The organism is Photorhabdus namnaonensis (assembly GCF_001684335.1).
Taxonomy (GTDB): domain Bacteria; phylum Pseudomonadota; class Gammaproteobacteria; order Enterobacterales; family Enterobacteriaceae; genus Photorhabdus; species Photorhabdus namnaonensis.
On record NZ_LOIC01000099.1, the window covers coordinates 64,429 to 79,082 of the forward strand.

A 14,654-nucleotide genomic window follows, 5' to 3' on the forward strand; every position below is an offset into this window, starting at 1 on the left:
CATGAATACCGTTACCTCTCCCCGTAACCGCACCAAAAGAAGCACCAACGTGTACCTGACGGCTTCACTGGTCGATAAAGCCCATAGTATGGACATGAATCTCTCAGCAACACTAGATATCCTTCTGGCGCAGGCTATAAAAGCTAAACAGGATGAGAGAGAGAAAGAGAAAGAAGATATGCAGGCTATGAACATATTCATGGCGAAAGCTGGAATGCTCACAGACGATGAATTTTTCGGGAGCCTGTAATGCCACAGCAATTTGATGTGTATCGTAATCCATCGGCCAAAACAAACAGGCTTTGGCCGTTTTACCTTATTATCCAGAATGATTATTTTGATGATTTAACAACAAGGATTATTGTTCCTCTGGTATCTAAAAATGACATTAGCCTCAACCAGAAAAGAATCACCCCTCAGGTGGTCATTAATAATAATAGTTATCATATATTTACACCGGCAATAACGTTTCTGGATGCAAAAAAAATCAACAAATCAGATTTTGTATGCAACGTAGCCTCATCCAGAAATGAAATTATCTCAGCCCTCGATGCCATCATAACGAACACCTGAACCCGCAAAGAGAAGAAAGATAACTAGAACCGTCAGACCCCTTCTGCGGAGAATGTAAAAAATACCCGCTCAATCCGGGCAATCTTTCTCTATATTCAATGTCTCAGCCGCAACTATCGGTGTACTGAAAACAATAAACAGAATCAATATCAATAAATTAAGCATCCGCTGCTCCTTGGCTATCCATGCATAACGGCAAAATAGAGGATAAAGAGATGCTGTCCAAGGCAAAGATAATAATTTTGCGAAGCGGTTCGAAGGAATAACTGCTTGAAATCCCAAGGTAACGGACTTTTTTATATACTGCATAGAGCGGATATTATGGTGAAAAGCTGATGCATTTAATATTTAGTTCAGGGTTGCCATAACAACTCCCACCCCTGTGGTTTTCATCGAAAACAGAGGTTTGACAACTCACAAACTTATCATATAAGATAAGTCTTAGGACAATATTGAATATGAACTGGAACGTTGAACTCTATGATGGTGTCGAGGATGCGATCCTCAATATGCCACCCAGAATTCAAGCTCGTATGCTGAAACTGCTTGAACTCATTGAAGAATATGGCGCTAATCTTGGAGAGCCACACACTAAGTCAATGGGAAAAGGTCTATTCGAGATTCGAGCCAAAGCGCAAGAAGGTATTGGACGCGGATTGTTTTGCTACCTACAAGGCCCAAATATCATCGTCCTTCATGCGTTTATTAAGAAAAACCAGAAAACACCTAAAAAGGATTTTGATCTCGCTTATAAACGAATGAAAGAGGTTACAAAATGAGTAGTTTAAAATCGCTAAAATCCAAAGCATTAGCTAACCCAAATGTAAAAGCTGAGTATGATGCATTAGAACCAGAATTCGAGCTAATTAATACTCTATTACGCATGCGGCATGCCGCTGGCCTAACGCAAAACCAAGTTGCACAACGTATGGGAACAAAAGAAGCTAATATTTCCAGGCTTGAAAAAGGAAATGGAAACCCAACATTTAAGACATTATTGAACTACGCCAAAGCTTGCAATTGTGAACTGCATTTTGACTTAAAAACAATTTAATCCAAACGATAAAAAAAGCATCTTCGGGTATTTTTCATATTTATTTTCTCTTATAACAGCCAACTATATCCGCATTTTTCAGTAATGGATTATGCGGACTGAGTTCTCGTGCTATATCATCGGGATTTACTACAGGAACCTTGCCAGTTAGATGACGTCGAACCAGTGTCGATTTGCCAGCTCCATTAGGTCCTGCAATAACCCATAGCTGAGGCCAATGCGTCACTCTTCCAAAACCTCAACTATCTCCTCGGTACCACTCATAAAACTAGCCAGTTCCCTACGGCCGCCTGGATATTCTTTAATAACCATCCCTGCTGGAGTGTCAAACTCCGCATAATAAATTGGTTCACCTGCATTGAGGTGAGCACGTGCCTCTGAACCATCGTCATTTGCCAGTTGAGCATCAAAGATAGCTATAAAAGCGCACTCTTGCACCGGTGACATCTCATCTAAATTTTGCAGTTCAAGCCTCATCGCTGTAGCCCCTGTAATTTGCGCCACAAACGTATGGCAGAATAAAATTAACTTAATGATATTAAGGCAATAATTGTTGATAAATTATACACCATAGAATGCAGTGTAAATTCCATTCTTACCCAAGACAACTCTTTTCTGATACATCCATGTGACTACATCAATAAATTAAGCATCCGTCGCTCCCAAGCTATCCATGTAATAACGGCAACATAGAGGATAAAGAAAGACTGTCCAAGGCAAAGATAATAACTTTGCGAAGCGGTTCGAAGAATAACTTCCTGAAACCCCAAGGCAACGGAATTTTTTATATACTACACAAAACAGATAATTATGGTGAGAACTTGGCTCATTTAACTATTTATCGCATTGCAATTAATAATTAATTGCATATGCTACTCTAAGTACTTGCATATACATAACTCAGGAGAACATTTATGGTCACAGAAACAATCGATCATCCCACACTAAATCGCCTGGTTGAAGCTGGCGCTGTTAACTCGGTACATGTGGTAGGTCATAACGACGGATGGGCTCTGATGGTGAAATATGGCACGGTGGAGCGTCCTTTGGTTGCCCAGCGCAGCCGTCAAGTACGCCTGTTCAAACGGCTGGAAACCCTTGTCACCTATCTTAAAGACGTCGGCATCGCACAGTTCAATGTAGATGCAGCCAATTATAATCTGGATATACCAACGAAAATTGCCCGCCCAGACCGTGCAGAAGCTCTGAAACGGACACATAAGGCAGCTGCTTATGACGCATGGTTCCGTAAGCAAGTTCAGGCAGCTATCGATGATCCCCACCCCAGCATTCCCCATGAGGAAGTTAAAGCGCGGTTTGCAGCCAAAAAAGCGGCCCTACGTAAGGAGATATAATGGAGTTGGAATGGAAGCCAATGGCTCTGGCTGATCGTGAGGCTATTATGGAGTATATCGCGCTGGATAATCCGCTAGCTGCAATTGAACTAGATAATGGATTTGAATTGACGGCAGAAACTGCCTGCCAACACCCCAATATGTATAAACCCGGTAGGGTAAAAGGGACACGAGAGGCTGTCGTTCATCCCCATTACGTTATTATCTACCAAGTTCAGGGAAACCTTTTACAGATACTCAGAGTGTTACATACTGCCCAGCAATGGCCTTAGTTATTTACGACGATAGAATTTTTCTTGCGTTATTTCTAATACATTAATCTAGCTACGAGTAGGTGATTGAATGATCATAGCGCCTGAATATATCACCATGTAAAAAATACCGGCTCAATCAGGACAATTATTCTCTGTATCTGATATCTCAGCCGCAACTATCGGTGTACTGAAAACAATAAACAGAATCAATATCAATAAATTAAGCATCCGCTGCTCCTTGGCTATCCATGCATAACGGCAAAATAGAGGATAAAGAGATGCTGTCCAAGGCAAAGATAATAATTTTGCGAAGCGGTTCGAAGGAATAACTGCTTGAAATCCCAAGGTAACGGACTTTTTTATATACTGCATAGAGCGGATATTATGGTGAAAAGCTGATGCATTTAATATTTAGTTCAGGGTTGCCATAACAACTCCCACCCCTGTGGTTTTCATCGAAAACAGAGGTTTGACAACTCACAAGCTTATCATATAAGATAAGTTTTAGGGCAATATTGAATATGAACTGGAACGTTGAACTCTATGATGGTGTCGAGGATGCGATCCTCAATATGCCACCCAGAATTCAAGCTCGTATGCTGAAACTGCTTGAACTCATTGAAGAATATGGCGCTAATCTTGGAGAGCCACACACTAAGTCAATGGGAAAAGGTCTATTCGAGATTCGAGCCAAAGCGCAAGAAGGTATTGGACGCGGATTGTTTTGCTACCTACAAGGCCCAAATATCATCGTCCTTCATGCGTTTATTAAGAAAAACCAGAAAACACCTAAAAAGGATCTTGATCTCGCTTATAAACGAATGCAAGAGGTTACAAAATGAGTAGCTTAAAGTCGCTAAAATCCAAAGCATTAGCTAACCCAGATGTAAAAGCTGAGTATGATGCGCTAGAACCAGAATTCGAGCTAATTAATACTCTATTACGCATGCGGCATGCTGCTGGTTTAACGCAAAACCAAGTTGCCCAGCGTATGGGAACAAAAGAAGCGAATATTTCCAGGCTTGAAAAAGGAAATGGAAACCCAACACTTAAGACACTATTGAACTACGCCAAAGCTTGCAATTGTGAACTGCATTTTAGCTTCAAAACAACTTAATCCAAACGACATAGAAAAGCATCTTCGGATGTTTTTCATATTTGTTTTCTCTTGTAACAGTCAGCTACATCCGCATTCTTCAACGATAGATAATGATCAGGACTACATCTCGTTGACCGATATGGTCAAGAACTTTGGGGACGAGAGTATCCTCTATAATTGGCTGCGTAACCGAAATACTATTGAGTTTCTGGGGATATGGGAGCAGCTCTACAATTCAGCCAATTTTAAACTTGTCGAATTCGAGAGGTTTAAAAGCCAGGCGGGTTTGAACAGTTTTCACTACTCAGATGCGTTCCCTGATTGGTCAGCCAGGTGTCAAACAGTTGGCAGGGAGATCACAACAATTACCTGATCCCTCATCAACACAGTAAAGGGATTGAAACTCAAAAGAAAACGGGCAACCGATCGTTAAGCCCTTAGAATTAGATATTAAGGCTCACGGCGAATATAATTAGTTAATCCATTAAGTGAACCATTAACCAATAGCTGAGACAAATAGAATAACTCAGCCTATCGAGTATTCATTTTAAATCTTAGTTCTCCCGCCCTCTTTTATCACCAAAATCACCTTTCAAATAAAGATCAAAAACCCCAAAATAACTGACACTTTTATAAACAGGAAAAATCGAATATTAAGATAACCACCCGGGTGCTTTTTACTCTTTTTTTACAATTAATACTTAGTAGATTAAGTTACATATTCATGTATTAATCAATAGCCATAAAGATGTACATTTCCTCTAAATTCTGTCGTTCAAACCTCATAATTTTAACCTTCATCACTTATCGATAAAAAATAATCCAAAACCAACTACCAAAAAATCAATTTAGTATTAACCTATAGTTATTAGCCGATAACCTCTCTCTATTATCTTACTCATCAAAGAATGGCTAGTATTAAATCAAATTAACCCACAAAGGATAAGTTTTATGGCATAGATTCCCATGTGGGTAATGTAGGTAAAAAGGTCAATCCGATATCACCATCATTAGGAGGGTAATATGCATCAAGATGGTTTCTCCTCAAACATGAGTTCCAGCAATACTCTTATATGAATGAACCTGTAATAACGGCCTGCACGGGTAACCCGATGCAGAAAATAATCATTTAAAGAAGGAGTGCCCTTAAAAGGCCAATGTAATCTGGCCGGGACAGGGTTATCACAGAGAATGAAAATTTTTAATATGCCAACCGGGGAGCAATCCCCGCCAGAGTATCCGATGAATACTGAAAAAACGTTCATCAATAGAGTGAAGCAGAATGTTGGCCGAAATCGCCGGTGGTCGGCATGGGTAATGTGCGTATCTATAGGAGCGCTTTTTTTCACCTCGGTATTGGCTGCTACTGAATCCCCCAGTAAACCAACACCAGACCTAGGGGACGCAGAATACATATTCAAATCTCTCGGGCAGCCAATAATCAATGGGAAAGACAACAAGGTCTCCATCACCTCCACTTACACCGCAACCGCCATGTTATTAACCAATGGCAGAATGGTCGCCTGGGGAGATGAGAGCGGCGGCGGCTCTATACCGTCAGAAATTGCCAAATTACAAGATATCGTCAGCCTGAGTTCAACAGGCTATGCATTCGCAGCCCTGCGGGCAGACCGTAGCGTGGTCGCTTGGGGAGATGAGAAGTATGGCGGCTCTATACCGCCAGAAATTGCCAAATTACAGGATATTGTCAGCCTGAGTTCAACAAATTATGCTTTTGCTGCCCTACGGGCAGACGGTAGTGTAGTCGCTTGGGGAGATCAGAAATATGGCGGCAAATTACCAGCAGAGATTGCTGAATTAAAGGACATTATAAGCATAAGTTCAATACATAACATTTCGGATAGTGTCTGTGCAGCCTGGTGGCCAGACCGTAACCCAAACGCTTGCGGAGATGACTACAACCGTGGCTGGCCCAAGTTCGTTATAAAATATAACTTCACAAATGATACCTTTACCGCCCTTAGGGCAAACGGTAGAGTGGTCGCTTGGGGAAAAGTCCCGGTCCCGCCAGACATTAAAAAGTTAGAGGATATTATCAGTCTCAGTTCAAGAAATAACATTTTCATCGCCCGGCGAGCAGACCTCAGCGTAGTCACCTGGCCCGGGTATCCCATACCTCCTGAAATTGCAAATTGGCAGGATATTATCCACCTAGATGTAACAACCTATGCTGTAGCCGCCCTGCGGGCAAACCGTAGCGTGGTCGCCTGGGGGCATCAAAACTATGGAGGTCAAGTCCCACCAGAAATTGCCGCATTACGGGATATTATCAGCTTAAGTGCAACAAATGGTGCTTTCGCCGCTTTGCGTACCGATCGCAGTGTCGTCGCCTGGGGGGACCCAAGCTCTGGTGGTCAGGTTCCACCCGAAATTGCCGTATTAAAAGATATCGTCAGCCTATACTCATCAAGGAACACATTTATAGCTCTACGGGCAGACCGCAGTGTGGTCTCCTGGGGTCTTATTAGTGTCCCACCCGAAATTGCCAAATTAAAGGATATCGTCAGCCTGAGTACAACCGATCTTGATGATTCCTCACGAGGTCATTATGCTTTCGCAGCTCTACGAGCAAATCGTAGCGTGGTCGCTTGGGGGTTCAAAGAGCTTAATATCCAGATACCACCTGGAATAACCCAACTACAAGATATCATCAGCCTAAGTGCATCCAGCAGCGCATTCACCGTCTTACGGGCAAATGGTCAAAGATTAGCCTGGGATCTGTTGGATATGGGGGACAATATAGTACATAGCGAATATGATGATTAATCCCTTGTTATTATGAATGACCAAAAAGCACGAAAACCAAGGCTGAACCACAATACTTCGGTTCAGCCTATCGTTTATTCCGTTTTAAATATCAACTCATTCGCCCGCTGTTATTACCAACATCAACTTTCAAATCACGTTCAAAAGACAATAACTTTATGAAACAGTTTGAAAAATAAATATTAAAAACCTCAAAATAACTAAGTTTTCATAAACCATACAGAGCGAAAATTACGACAACAACTTAACAACCCTTTATTTCCGGCCTAACAACTAATTGTTAATTAATTAAGTTACTCATTCAAGTAATAATAGCCATAAAGATGTATATCCCCTCTAAATTCTTCTGCCTAAATCTCATTATTATTACTCTTATCATTTACCTGTAAAAATGACCTTAAAAACCACCATCAACAATCAACTTTAGCGTTAACCAATAGTTATAGACTGATAATCTTTTATTATCACATTCTGTTAATTTTTTGCTTTTTCTATTATCTTTTTTTTAAAGAATTGCTAAACTTATTTATGTCTTATTAGCCGCAATAGAAAATCAGCGTAATCCGCAAGGGATTCAGTTCTACGGTATAAGCTCCCCTGTGGGTAAAAAAGGTCAATCCAATACCACCTTAAATTTAGGAGCATAATATGAATCAAGACGATTTCTCCTCAAACATAAGTGCCAGCAATACTCTTATATAAATGCAATCTGTAATGATGGCCTGCGCGGATAACCCGATGCAGAAAATAATCATTTAAAGAAGGAGTACCCTTAAAAGGCCAATCCAATCTGGCCGGGACAGGGTTATCACAGAGAATGAAAATTTTTAATATACCAACCGGGGAACAATCCCCGTCAGAGTCTCCGATAAATACGGAAAAAACGTTCATTAACAGAGCAAAGCAGAATGTTGGTCGAAATCGCCGCTGGTCGGCATGGGTAATGTGCGTGTCTATCGGGGCGCTTTTTTCCACCTCGGTATTGGCCGCCGCTAAATGCCCAGATAAACCAGTACCAGACCCAATATATCCTGCCACCCCGGCCTGGGATGCAGAAGGCATATTCAGATATCTCGGGCAGCCAATCATCAATGGGAAAGACAACAAAGGTAAGCCGGTTCATTACCCAGCAAGGGGGTACACTAACTTACCGGGTGCCTTTCCGCCAGTAGTCGATCATGAGTTTCCAACGCCGACCGGAGATTTGAAGTTAAAAGAGGGCATGTTTTGGGTTAGAGCGCCAAACGGAATCTTCAAGGTGCCACATGTGGTCACAGGTAAGTATACCTGTAAGATGACTGCCAAGCTTAAAGATGGAACGCCCGGGAAAGCCACCTCAACCCTTGAGACGGATGCTGTCGTTGCAAATCAGATCATCCGCAGGTTTCAGGGAGACAAAAACGTTCTGGAATCTAGCGTGACAGACCTGTTTTACACAGCGACCTGTAAAGGGACTGGATTTTCATGGGAGCGTAAACCCGAAGAGAAATTTGAATGGGAAAGTGTGTGGGACAACCCTGCGCTGTCAATTAAAATGCAAGACCTTTGCAACTGGGCTCATGATGTCATTTTCTGGACGCCACCAGAAGACAATCCGAATGATCGGTTTAAAGACCCGGCTGTCATGAGGCCGACTAGTACGGATAGCGGCAATAAATAAAAATCGTCAACAAAACAGCCGGGGAGCAATCCCCGGTTGAGCACGCAATAATTGTTACTAAAACCAAAGCAGAGCCATAACACTCGGCTCTGCCTATCATTTATTTCATTTAAAATATCATCTCCCCTTCCCTCTGTTATTACCAAAATCAACTATCAAATAAAGATTAAAAAACAATAACTTTACGTAACCGTTTTAAAAATAAATATTAAAAACCCCAAAATAACTGATATTTTACAAATCATATAGAACGTAAATTACGAAAACAACTTAGCAACACCTTATTTCCAGCCCGACAATAGGTCATTAGTTAATTAAGTTACTCGTTCACGTAATAATAGCCATAAAGATGTACATCCCCATTAAATTCTTCTATTTAAATCTCATTATTATCACTCTTATCATTTATTTGTGAAAAACAATCTTAGCAACCATCATTAACAATCCACTTTAGCGATAACCTATAGTTATCGATTGATAACTTTTCGTTATCACATTTTTCTAATCTTTTGCTTTTTCTATTATCTTTTTTTTAAAGAGTTGCTAAACTTATTTATGTCTTATCAGTCGCAATAGAAAATCAGCGTAATCCGCAAGGGGTTTAGTTTTACGGTACAGGCTCCTCTGTGGGTAAAAAGGTTAATCCACTACAACCTTAAATTTAGGAGGGTAATATGAATCCAGACGATTTCTCCTCAAACATAAGTTCCAGCAATACCCTTATATGAATGCAATCTGTAATAACGGCCTGCACGGGTAATCCGATGCAGAAAATAATCATTTAAAGAAGGAGTGCCCTTAAAAGGCCAATGCAATCTGGCCGGGACAGGGTTATCACAGAGAATGAAAATTTTTAATATGCCAACCGGGGAACACTCCCCGTCAGAGTATCCAATGAATACTGAAAAAACGTTCATCAACAGAGTGAAACAGAATGTTGGTCGAAATCGCCGCTGGTCGGCATGGGTAATGTGCGTGTCTATCGGGGCGCTTTTTTCCACCTCGGTATTGGCCGCTACTGAATGCCCTAAAGTACCAGTACAAGACCTAGGGTACCCTGCAACTCCCTCCTGGGATGCAAGATACATATTCAAAACTCTCGGGCAACCAGTCATCAATGGGAAAGACAACCAAGGTAAGCCGGTTCATTACCCAGCAAGGGGGTCCACTAACTTAACAATTGCCTTTCCACAAGTAGTCGATCATGATTTTCCAACACCGACCGGCGATTTGATGTTAAAAGACGCCATGTTTTGGGTTAGAGCACAAAACAGAATATTCAAGGTTCCACATGTGGTCACAGGTATGTATCACTGTAAGATGGTTGCCAAACGTAAAGATGGAGCGCCTGGCGAAGCCACAGCAAACCTTTATACGGATGCTATCGTTGTAAATCATGATACCCACCAGTTCCAGGGAGACCAAAACGTCATGGAATCTAGCGTGACAGACCTGGTTTACACAGCAACCTGCAAAGGGGCTGGATTTTCGTGGGAACGTAAACCCGAAGAGAAATTTGAATGGGAAAGTAAGTGGGAAAACGGGGTGCCGTCAATTGAAATGCTAGACAACTGCCATTGGATTCATAATGTCGCTTTCTGGACGCCACCAGACAACAATCCGAATGATAAGTTTAAAGACCCGGCCGTCCTGAGACCGACTAGCGCGGAAAGTGCTAACTCGAAAAAGCCAGTCTCCCAAGATAACCCAGATAATCTCCCTTGGAAGAGAAAAGCGGATAGTAATAATCAATAAAGATCATTAATAAAACAGCCGGGGAGCAATCCCCGGTTGAATATCCAAGCAATACAGATAGTAGACCGAGTTATAATTCATCTTATTTGCTATTAATCTGAAATATCAGAATATTTAATTCCAGTTATTATACTGATTTTCTAATTCATTCACATTAATCATATTATCCGCTTACTTGTTCATGTTACCCTTTCAATTACTTTCATTCGCAAAATATCTCAATTTATGTGATATTTTATTTAATGATGTAATGTAGTATTAACCGCTATATCTAACTTTCTATTTAACTGATGCAAAGCCAATTCAACAACTTCAACCCTTGATGAATGTTCAACATCAAGAAGCCGATCAATCTGTGGCCCCTTTTGCCCTAATCGTCGAGCAAGATCGGCTTTGCGTGTTCCTGTCTCTATCATTGCATTATGCAATGCCACTTTCATTGCGACCAGAATAGGGAGACTGACAACATATTCACCTGCCTCCAACACTGATGCTTCAGGTATAGGCCGACGTTTGTCAATTTCTATAGCAATAGCCGTAACCAACCCATCAATAGATTCGAGAAGAGCTTCATCAACTGAGTCACCTACTGAGTTGAATAAGGGAAGATCACGACAACTAGCCACATAACTTCCTGTCTCTTCGTCATATTCTAGTTTTATCGGATAATTAAACATAATACCTCTCTTTAAAATAGATAACCGGAACTTAAAGCCCCAGATCCTTCATTATTTTCTTCCTCAACGGTTCAGGGATCTCTTTGGAGCCATGATCAGGGAAAACCGACGATTTACCATTTATAGATACCTTTCGGCGGCTTCCTCCACCCCTAGCTTTTTCTATCAGCACTCCTAGAGAAGTCACTCTCTAACGATACAAAATACCCATTAGCAATCCTTCGCCAATAAAATTTCGGCAGAAATGCATCGGCAACGCGACACATATAAGCAGGTACGTGTATACTGTAAAAGAATTTTATTCTGCTTCATTGTTATTGTTATCCAATCAACCAAGACACCATCATGATCCAAGGCACGTTATATATTGTCTCTGCGCCAAGCGGAGCGGGTAAATCAAGTCTGATTCAGGCTTTATTAAAAACTCAACCTTTGTATGATACTCAGGTTTCTGTCTCTCATACCACGCGTGCAATGCGCCCCGGTGAGAATCATGGTGAACACTATTTTTTTATCACCGAAGAAGCCTTTCGCCAGATGATTGATAATAATGAATTTCTGGAACATGCTCGTGTTTTTGATAATTATTACGGTACATCCCGGAAAGTGATTGAAGAAACCCTTGCCAGTGGGGTGGATGTTTTTCTTGATATCGATTGGCAAGGAGCACAGCAGATCCGCAAACAGATGCCATCTGCCCGCGGCATTTTTATCCTGCCGCCGTCGAAGGAAGAGCTTTGTCGCCGTCTACGTGGCCGGGGGCAGGACAGTGAAGACGTTATTGAAAAACGTATGGAGCAAGCCGTTGCAGAGATGGCTCACTATAACGAGTATGATTATTTAATCGTTAATGATGATTTCAATACTGCATTGGCCGATCTACACACCATCATCCGTTCAGAACGCCTGCATCGGGAGCGCCAGGCACAACGGCATGATGCTTTAATCAGCAAATTATTGGCAGACTGAACCCAATTTCAGTATGATGCCCAGTCATTTCTTTACCTGTGGAGTCGCACACATATGGCACGCGTAACTGTTCAAGACGCTGTAGAAAAAATTGGTAACCGTTTTGACCTGGTGTTGGTCGCCGCTCGTCGAGCGCGTCAACTGCAAACAGGCGGTAAAGACCCGCTGGTGGCGGAAGAGAACGATAAAGTGACGGTTATCGCTCTACGTGAAGTGGAAGAGGGGCTGATTAACGGTAAGATCCTGGATGTCCGTGAGCGCCAGGAACAACAAGAGCAGGAAGCCGCGGAAATGCAGGCGGTTTCCGCTATCGCGGAAAGTCGTCGTTAATCTACGGTAGGTCTGCCTTGTATCTGTTCGAAAGCCTGAATCTGCTTATCCAAAAATATCTGCCTGGGAGTCAAATTGAACTCCTCAAGCAGGCTTACACTGTCGCGCGGGATGCCCATGACGGGCAAACCCGCACCAGTGGCGAACCCTACATTACGCACCCTGTCGCGGTCGCCTGTATTCTGGCCGAAATGCGTCTCGACCATGAAACACTGATGGCCGCTTTGTTGCATGATGTCATTGAAGACACGCCCGCCACCTTTCAGGATATCGCCCAACCTTTCGGCTCGGTGGTCGCCGGGTTAGTCGAGGGGGTTTCCAAGCTTGATAAGCTCAATTTCCGCGATAAAAAAGAGGCGCAGGCGGAAAACTTCCGCAAAATGATCATGGCGATGGTGCAAGATATTCGCGTCATTTTGATCAAACTGGCAGACCGTACCCATAATATGCGTACTCTCGGAGCGTTACGTCCAGATAAGCGCCGTCGTATCGCCCGGGAAACGTTAGAGATTTACAGCCCATTGGCGCATCGTCTGGGTATTCACCACCTGAAAACCGAGTTAGAAGAACTGGGGTTTGAAGCTCTCCACCCTAACCGTTACCGGGTTATCAAAGAGGTGGTAAAAGCGGCCCGTGGCAACCGCAAAGAGATGATCCAGAAAATTCTGTCTGAAATCGCAGGCAGGCTGGCCGAAGCCAATATTGAATGCAAAGTCAGCGGCAGGGAAAAACATCTCTACTCTATCTACCAGAAAATGCACCTCAAAGAGCAGCGTTTCCATTCCATTATGGATATCTATGCCTTTCGGGTCATCGTCAACAATGTTGATATCTGCTATCGCGTTTTGGGGCAGATGCACAGCCTGTATAAACCCCGTCCAGGCAGAGTCAAAGATTATATCGCCATCCCTAAAGCCAACGGCTATCAATCTTTGCACACTTCTCTGATTGGCCCTCACGGCGTACCGGTTGAAATCCAGATTCGCACCGAAGATATGGATCAAATGGCTGAAATGGGCGTCGCGGCACACTGGGCCTACAAGGAACAGAAAGAGTCGAGCACCGCCGCGCAAGTTCGCGCACAACGCTGGATGCAGAGTCTGCTGGAATTACAACAAAGCGCCGGCAACTCTTTTGAATTTATTGAAAGCGTTAAATCTGATCTGTTTCCTGATGAGATTTACGTTTTTACCCCGAAAGGGCGCATTGTGGAATTACCCGCGGGCGCGACCCCGGTTGACTTCGCTTACGCCGTACACACCGATATTGGTCATGCCTGTGTGGGTTCGCGAGTTGATCGCCAGCCATATCCATTATCGCAATCGCTGACCAACGGCCAGACGGTTGAGATTATTACCGCGCCGGGCGCTCGACCAAACGCCGCCTGGCTGAACTTTGTCGTCAGCTCAAAAGCGCGCGCCAAAATTCGCCAATTGCTAAAAAACCTTAAGCGGGAAGATTCGATTGGGCTAGGTCGTCGCCTGCTAAATCACGCGTTTGGGAATGGGAAAAAGCTGGTTGATATTCCACAGGAAAATATCAATAAAGAGTTGACGCGAATGAGACTCGCGACAATAGAGGATCTACTGGCTGAAATCGGGCTTGGCAATACCATGAGTATCGTCGTCGCCCGCAACCTGTTAGGCGCGCAGGAGAGCGGCGCAAACACCAGCAGCAGTAACAGCGGAGCACGTAAACTACCGATCAAAGGCGCTGACGGTGTACTGATCACTTTCGCCAAATGTTGTCGGCCGATCCCCGGCGACCCGATTATCGCCCATATCAGCCCCGGCAAAGGGTTGGTTATCCACCATGAATCCTGTCGTAATATTCGCGGCTATCAGAAAGAGCCGGAGAAATTTATGCCGGTGGAGTGGGATAAAGATGTTAGCAGTGATTTTATTGCTGAAATCAAAGTGGATATGTTTAACCATCAAGGGGCGCTGGCAAATCTGACCGCCGCGATTAACGCAGCAAACTCCAATATTCAGAGCATGAACACAGAAGAGAAAGATGGTCGTGTTTACTGCGCTTTTATCCGGCTGACCACCAAGGACCGCATCCAGTTAGCCAATATTATGCGCAAAATCCGCATTATGCCGGATGTGATGCGAGTCAGCCGTAACAGAAACTAAACCGGC

General features: G+C 43.1%; 18 protein-coding genes. 15 read left to right on the top strand and 3 right to left on the bottom strand.

Going from position 1 to position 14,654, the window contains the following annotated elements; genetic code table 11:
* Nucleotide 1 precedes the first annotated feature (1 nt).
* The 4 genes from Phpb_RS22600 to Phpb_RS22615 all read left to right on the top strand — a co-directional run bounded on the left by Phpb_RS22600 (nucleotide 2) and on the right by Phpb_RS22615 (nucleotide 1,627).
* Nucleotides 2-250, top strand: a complete 249-nt coding sequence (locus Phpb_RS22600; RefSeq protein WP_082302660.1) for a type II toxin-antitoxin system CcdA family antitoxin — start codon at nucleotides 2-4, stop codon at nucleotides 248-250.
* Nucleotides 250-573 carry a CcdB family protein gene (locus tag Phpb_RS22605; RefSeq protein WP_065392322.1) on the top strand — a complete coding sequence of 108 codons (324 nt, stop codon included), beginning with the start codon at nucleotides 250-252 and terminating at the stop codon, nucleotides 571-573. The genes Phpb_RS22600 and Phpb_RS22605 overlap by 1 nt, the downstream gene beginning before the upstream one ends.
* A gap of 458 nt (nucleotides 574-1,031) precedes the next feature.
* Entirely contained in the window at nucleotides 1,032-1,352 is a 321-nt protein-coding gene (locus Phpb_RS22610) for a type II toxin-antitoxin system RelE/ParE family toxin (protein WP_065392323.1), read from the top strand.
* Complete coding sequence (locus Phpb_RS22615; RefSeq protein WP_065392324.1) at nucleotides 1,349-1,627, top strand: helix-turn-helix domain-containing protein; 279 nt, start codon at nucleotides 1,349-1,351, stop codon at nucleotides 1,625-1,627. The genes Phpb_RS22610 and Phpb_RS22615 overlap by 4 nt, the downstream gene beginning before the upstream one ends.
* Nucleotides 1,628-1,667: 40 nt before the next feature.
* On the opposite strand, the gene Phpb_RS24245 is transcribed toward Phpb_RS22615, so the two are convergent.
* The gene (locus Phpb_RS24245) at nucleotides 1,668-1,853 is read right to left on the bottom strand and encodes an AAA family ATPase (RefSeq protein WP_075489593.1); all 186 of its coding nucleotides are present in this window, start codon (nucleotides 1,851-1,853) and stop codon (nucleotides 1,668-1,670) included.
* Nucleotides 1,850-2,104 (bottom strand): hypothetical protein, encoded by a 255-nt coding sequence (locus Phpb_RS22620; protein ID WP_065392325.1) that lies wholly within the window; start codon nucleotides 2,102-2,104, stop codon nucleotides 1,850-1,852. Before Phpb_RS22620 ends, Phpb_RS24245 begins: the two co-directional genes overlap by 4 nt.
* 437 nt (nucleotides 2,105-2,541) lie before the next feature.
* On the opposite strand from Phpb_RS22620, the gene relB reads away from it, so the two are divergent.
* The 8 genes from relB (at nucleotide 2,542) to Phpb_RS22660 (ending at nucleotide 10,537) form a co-directional block, all read left to right on the top strand.
* Nucleotides 2,542-2,982 (top strand): type II toxin-antitoxin system RelB family antitoxin, encoded by a 441-nt coding sequence (gene relB, locus Phpb_RS22625; RefSeq protein WP_065392326.1) that lies wholly within the window; start codon nucleotides 2,542-2,544, stop codon nucleotides 2,980-2,982.
* Complete coding sequence (locus Phpb_RS22630) at nucleotides 2,982-3,254, top strand: type II toxin-antitoxin system RelE/ParE family toxin (protein WP_065392327.1); 273 nt, start codon at nucleotides 2,982-2,984, stop codon at nucleotides 3,252-3,254. The genes relB and Phpb_RS22630 overlap by 1 nt, the downstream gene beginning before the upstream one ends.
* 554 nt (nucleotides 3,255-3,808) lie before the next feature.
* Nucleotides 3,809-4,078 (top strand): type II toxin-antitoxin system RelE/ParE family toxin, encoded by a 270-nt coding sequence (locus tag Phpb_RS22635; protein ID WP_240492663.1) that lies wholly within the window; start codon nucleotides 3,809-3,811, stop codon nucleotides 4,076-4,078.
* Nucleotides 4,075-4,353 (top strand): helix-turn-helix domain-containing protein, encoded by a 279-nt coding sequence (locus Phpb_RS22640; RefSeq protein WP_065392329.1) that lies wholly within the window; start codon nucleotides 4,075-4,077, stop codon nucleotides 4,351-4,353. Before Phpb_RS22635 ends, Phpb_RS22640 begins: the two co-directional genes overlap by 4 nt.
* 28 nt (nucleotides 4,354-4,381) lie before the next feature.
* Entirely contained in the window at nucleotides 4,382-4,708 is a 327-nt protein-coding gene (locus tag Phpb_RS22645) for a KilA-N domain-containing protein (protein WP_065392330.1), read from the top strand.
* A gap of 818 nt (nucleotides 4,709-5,526) precedes the next feature.
* Entirely contained in the window at nucleotides 5,527-7,122 is a 1,596-nt protein-coding gene (locus tag Phpb_RS27185; RefSeq protein WP_065392331.1) for an RCC1 domain-containing protein, read from the top strand.
* Between the two features lie 943 nt (nucleotides 7,123-8,065).
* Nucleotides 8,066-8,782, top strand: coding sequence for a hypothetical protein (locus tag Phpb_RS22655; protein WP_240492670.1), 717 nt, complete (start codon nucleotides 8,066-8,068; stop codon nucleotides 8,780-8,782).
* A gap of 792 nt (nucleotides 8,783-9,574) precedes the next feature.
* Entirely contained in the window at nucleotides 9,575-10,537 is a 963-nt protein-coding gene (locus Phpb_RS22660; protein ID WP_240492664.1) for a hypothetical protein, read from the top strand.
* 239 nt (nucleotides 10,538-10,776) lie between these two features.
* Here the strand turns inward: Phpb_RS22660 and Phpb_RS22665 are convergent, their stop codons facing one another.
* Nucleotides 10,777-11,214, bottom strand: a complete 438-nt coding sequence (locus Phpb_RS22665) for a type II toxin-antitoxin system HicB family antitoxin (RefSeq protein ID WP_065392332.1) — start codon at nucleotides 11,212-11,214, stop codon at nucleotides 10,777-10,779.
* A gap of 345 nt (nucleotides 11,215-11,559) precedes the next feature.
* Here Phpb_RS22665 and gmk point away from each other — a divergent pair, with 345 nt between their 5' ends.
* From gmk to spoT, 3 genes are read left to right on the top strand one after another with little or no spacing between them, the layout of a single operon-like run.
* Complete coding sequence (gmk, locus tag Phpb_RS22670; protein ID WP_046395304.1) at nucleotides 11,560-12,183, top strand: guanylate kinase; 624 nt, start codon at nucleotides 11,560-11,562, stop codon at nucleotides 12,181-12,183.
* Nucleotides 12,184-12,237: 54 nt separating this feature from the next.
* Entirely contained in the window at nucleotides 12,238-12,513 is a 276-nt protein-coding gene (rpoZ, locus tag Phpb_RS22675) for a DNA-directed RNA polymerase subunit omega (protein ID WP_011144672.1), read from the top strand.
* Nucleotides 12,514-12,530: 17 nt separating this feature from the next.
* Entirely contained in the window at nucleotides 12,531-14,648 is a 2,118-nt protein-coding gene (spoT, locus tag Phpb_RS22680; RefSeq protein ID WP_065392333.1) for a bifunctional GTP diphosphokinase/guanosine-3',5'-bis pyrophosphate 3'-pyrophosphohydrolase, read from the top strand.
* The last annotated feature ends 6 nt before the right edge of the window (nucleotides 14,649-14,654 follow it).

Excerpts from the sequence above, each read along its gene's own strand:
- Phpb_RS22600 (WP_082302660.1), top strand. The coding sequence starts at position 2 with ATGAATACCGTTACCTCTCCCCGTAACCGCACCAAAAGAAGCACCAAC.
- Phpb_RS22605 (WP_065392322.1), top strand. The coding sequence starts at position 250 with ATGCCACAGCAATTTGATGTGTATCGTAATCCATCGGCCAAAACAAAC.
- Phpb_RS22610 (WP_065392323.1), top strand. The coding sequence starts at position 1,032 with ATGAACTGGAACGTTGAACTCTATGATGGTGTCGAGGATGCGATCCTC.
- Phpb_RS22615 (WP_065392324.1), top strand. The coding sequence starts at position 1,349 with ATGAGTAGTTTAAAATCGCTAAAATCCAAAGCATTAGCTAACCCAAAT.
- Phpb_RS22620 (WP_065392325.1), bottom strand. The coding sequence starts at position 2,104 with ATGAGGCTTGAACTGCAAAATTTAGATGAGATGTCACCGGTGCAAGAG.
- relB (WP_065392326.1), top strand. The coding sequence starts at position 2,542 with ATGGTCACAGAAACAATCGATCATCCCACACTAAATCGCCTGGTTGAA.
- Phpb_RS22630 (WP_065392327.1), top strand. The coding sequence starts at position 2,982 with ATGGAGTTGGAATGGAAGCCAATGGCTCTGGCTGATCGTGAGGCTATT.
- Phpb_RS22635 (WP_240492663.1), top strand. The coding sequence starts at position 3,809 with ATGCCACCCAGAATTCAAGCTCGTATGCTGAAACTGCTTGAACTCATT.
- Phpb_RS22640 (WP_065392329.1), top strand. The coding sequence starts at position 4,075 with ATGAGTAGCTTAAAGTCGCTAAAATCCAAAGCATTAGCTAACCCAGAT.
- Phpb_RS22645 (WP_065392330.1), top strand. The coding sequence starts at position 4,382 with ATGTTTTTCATATTTGTTTTCTCTTGTAACAGTCAGCTACATCCGCAT.
- Phpb_RS27185 (WP_065392331.1), top strand. The coding sequence starts at position 5,527 with ATGAAAATTTTTAATATGCCAACCGGGGAGCAATCCCCGCCAGAGTAT.
- Phpb_RS22655 (WP_240492670.1), top strand. The coding sequence starts at position 8,066 with ATGTGCGTGTCTATCGGGGCGCTTTTTTCCACCTCGGTATTGGCCGCC.
- Phpb_RS22665 (WP_065392332.1), bottom strand. The coding sequence starts at position 11,214 with ATGTTTAATTATCCGATAAAACTAGAATATGACGAAGAGACAGGAAGT.
- gmk (WP_046395304.1), top strand. The coding sequence starts at position 11,560 with ATGATCCAAGGCACGTTATATATTGTCTCTGCGCCAAGCGGAGCGGGT.
- rpoZ (WP_011144672.1), top strand. The coding sequence starts at position 12,238 with ATGGCACGCGTAACTGTTCAAGACGCTGTAGAAAAAATTGGTAACCGT.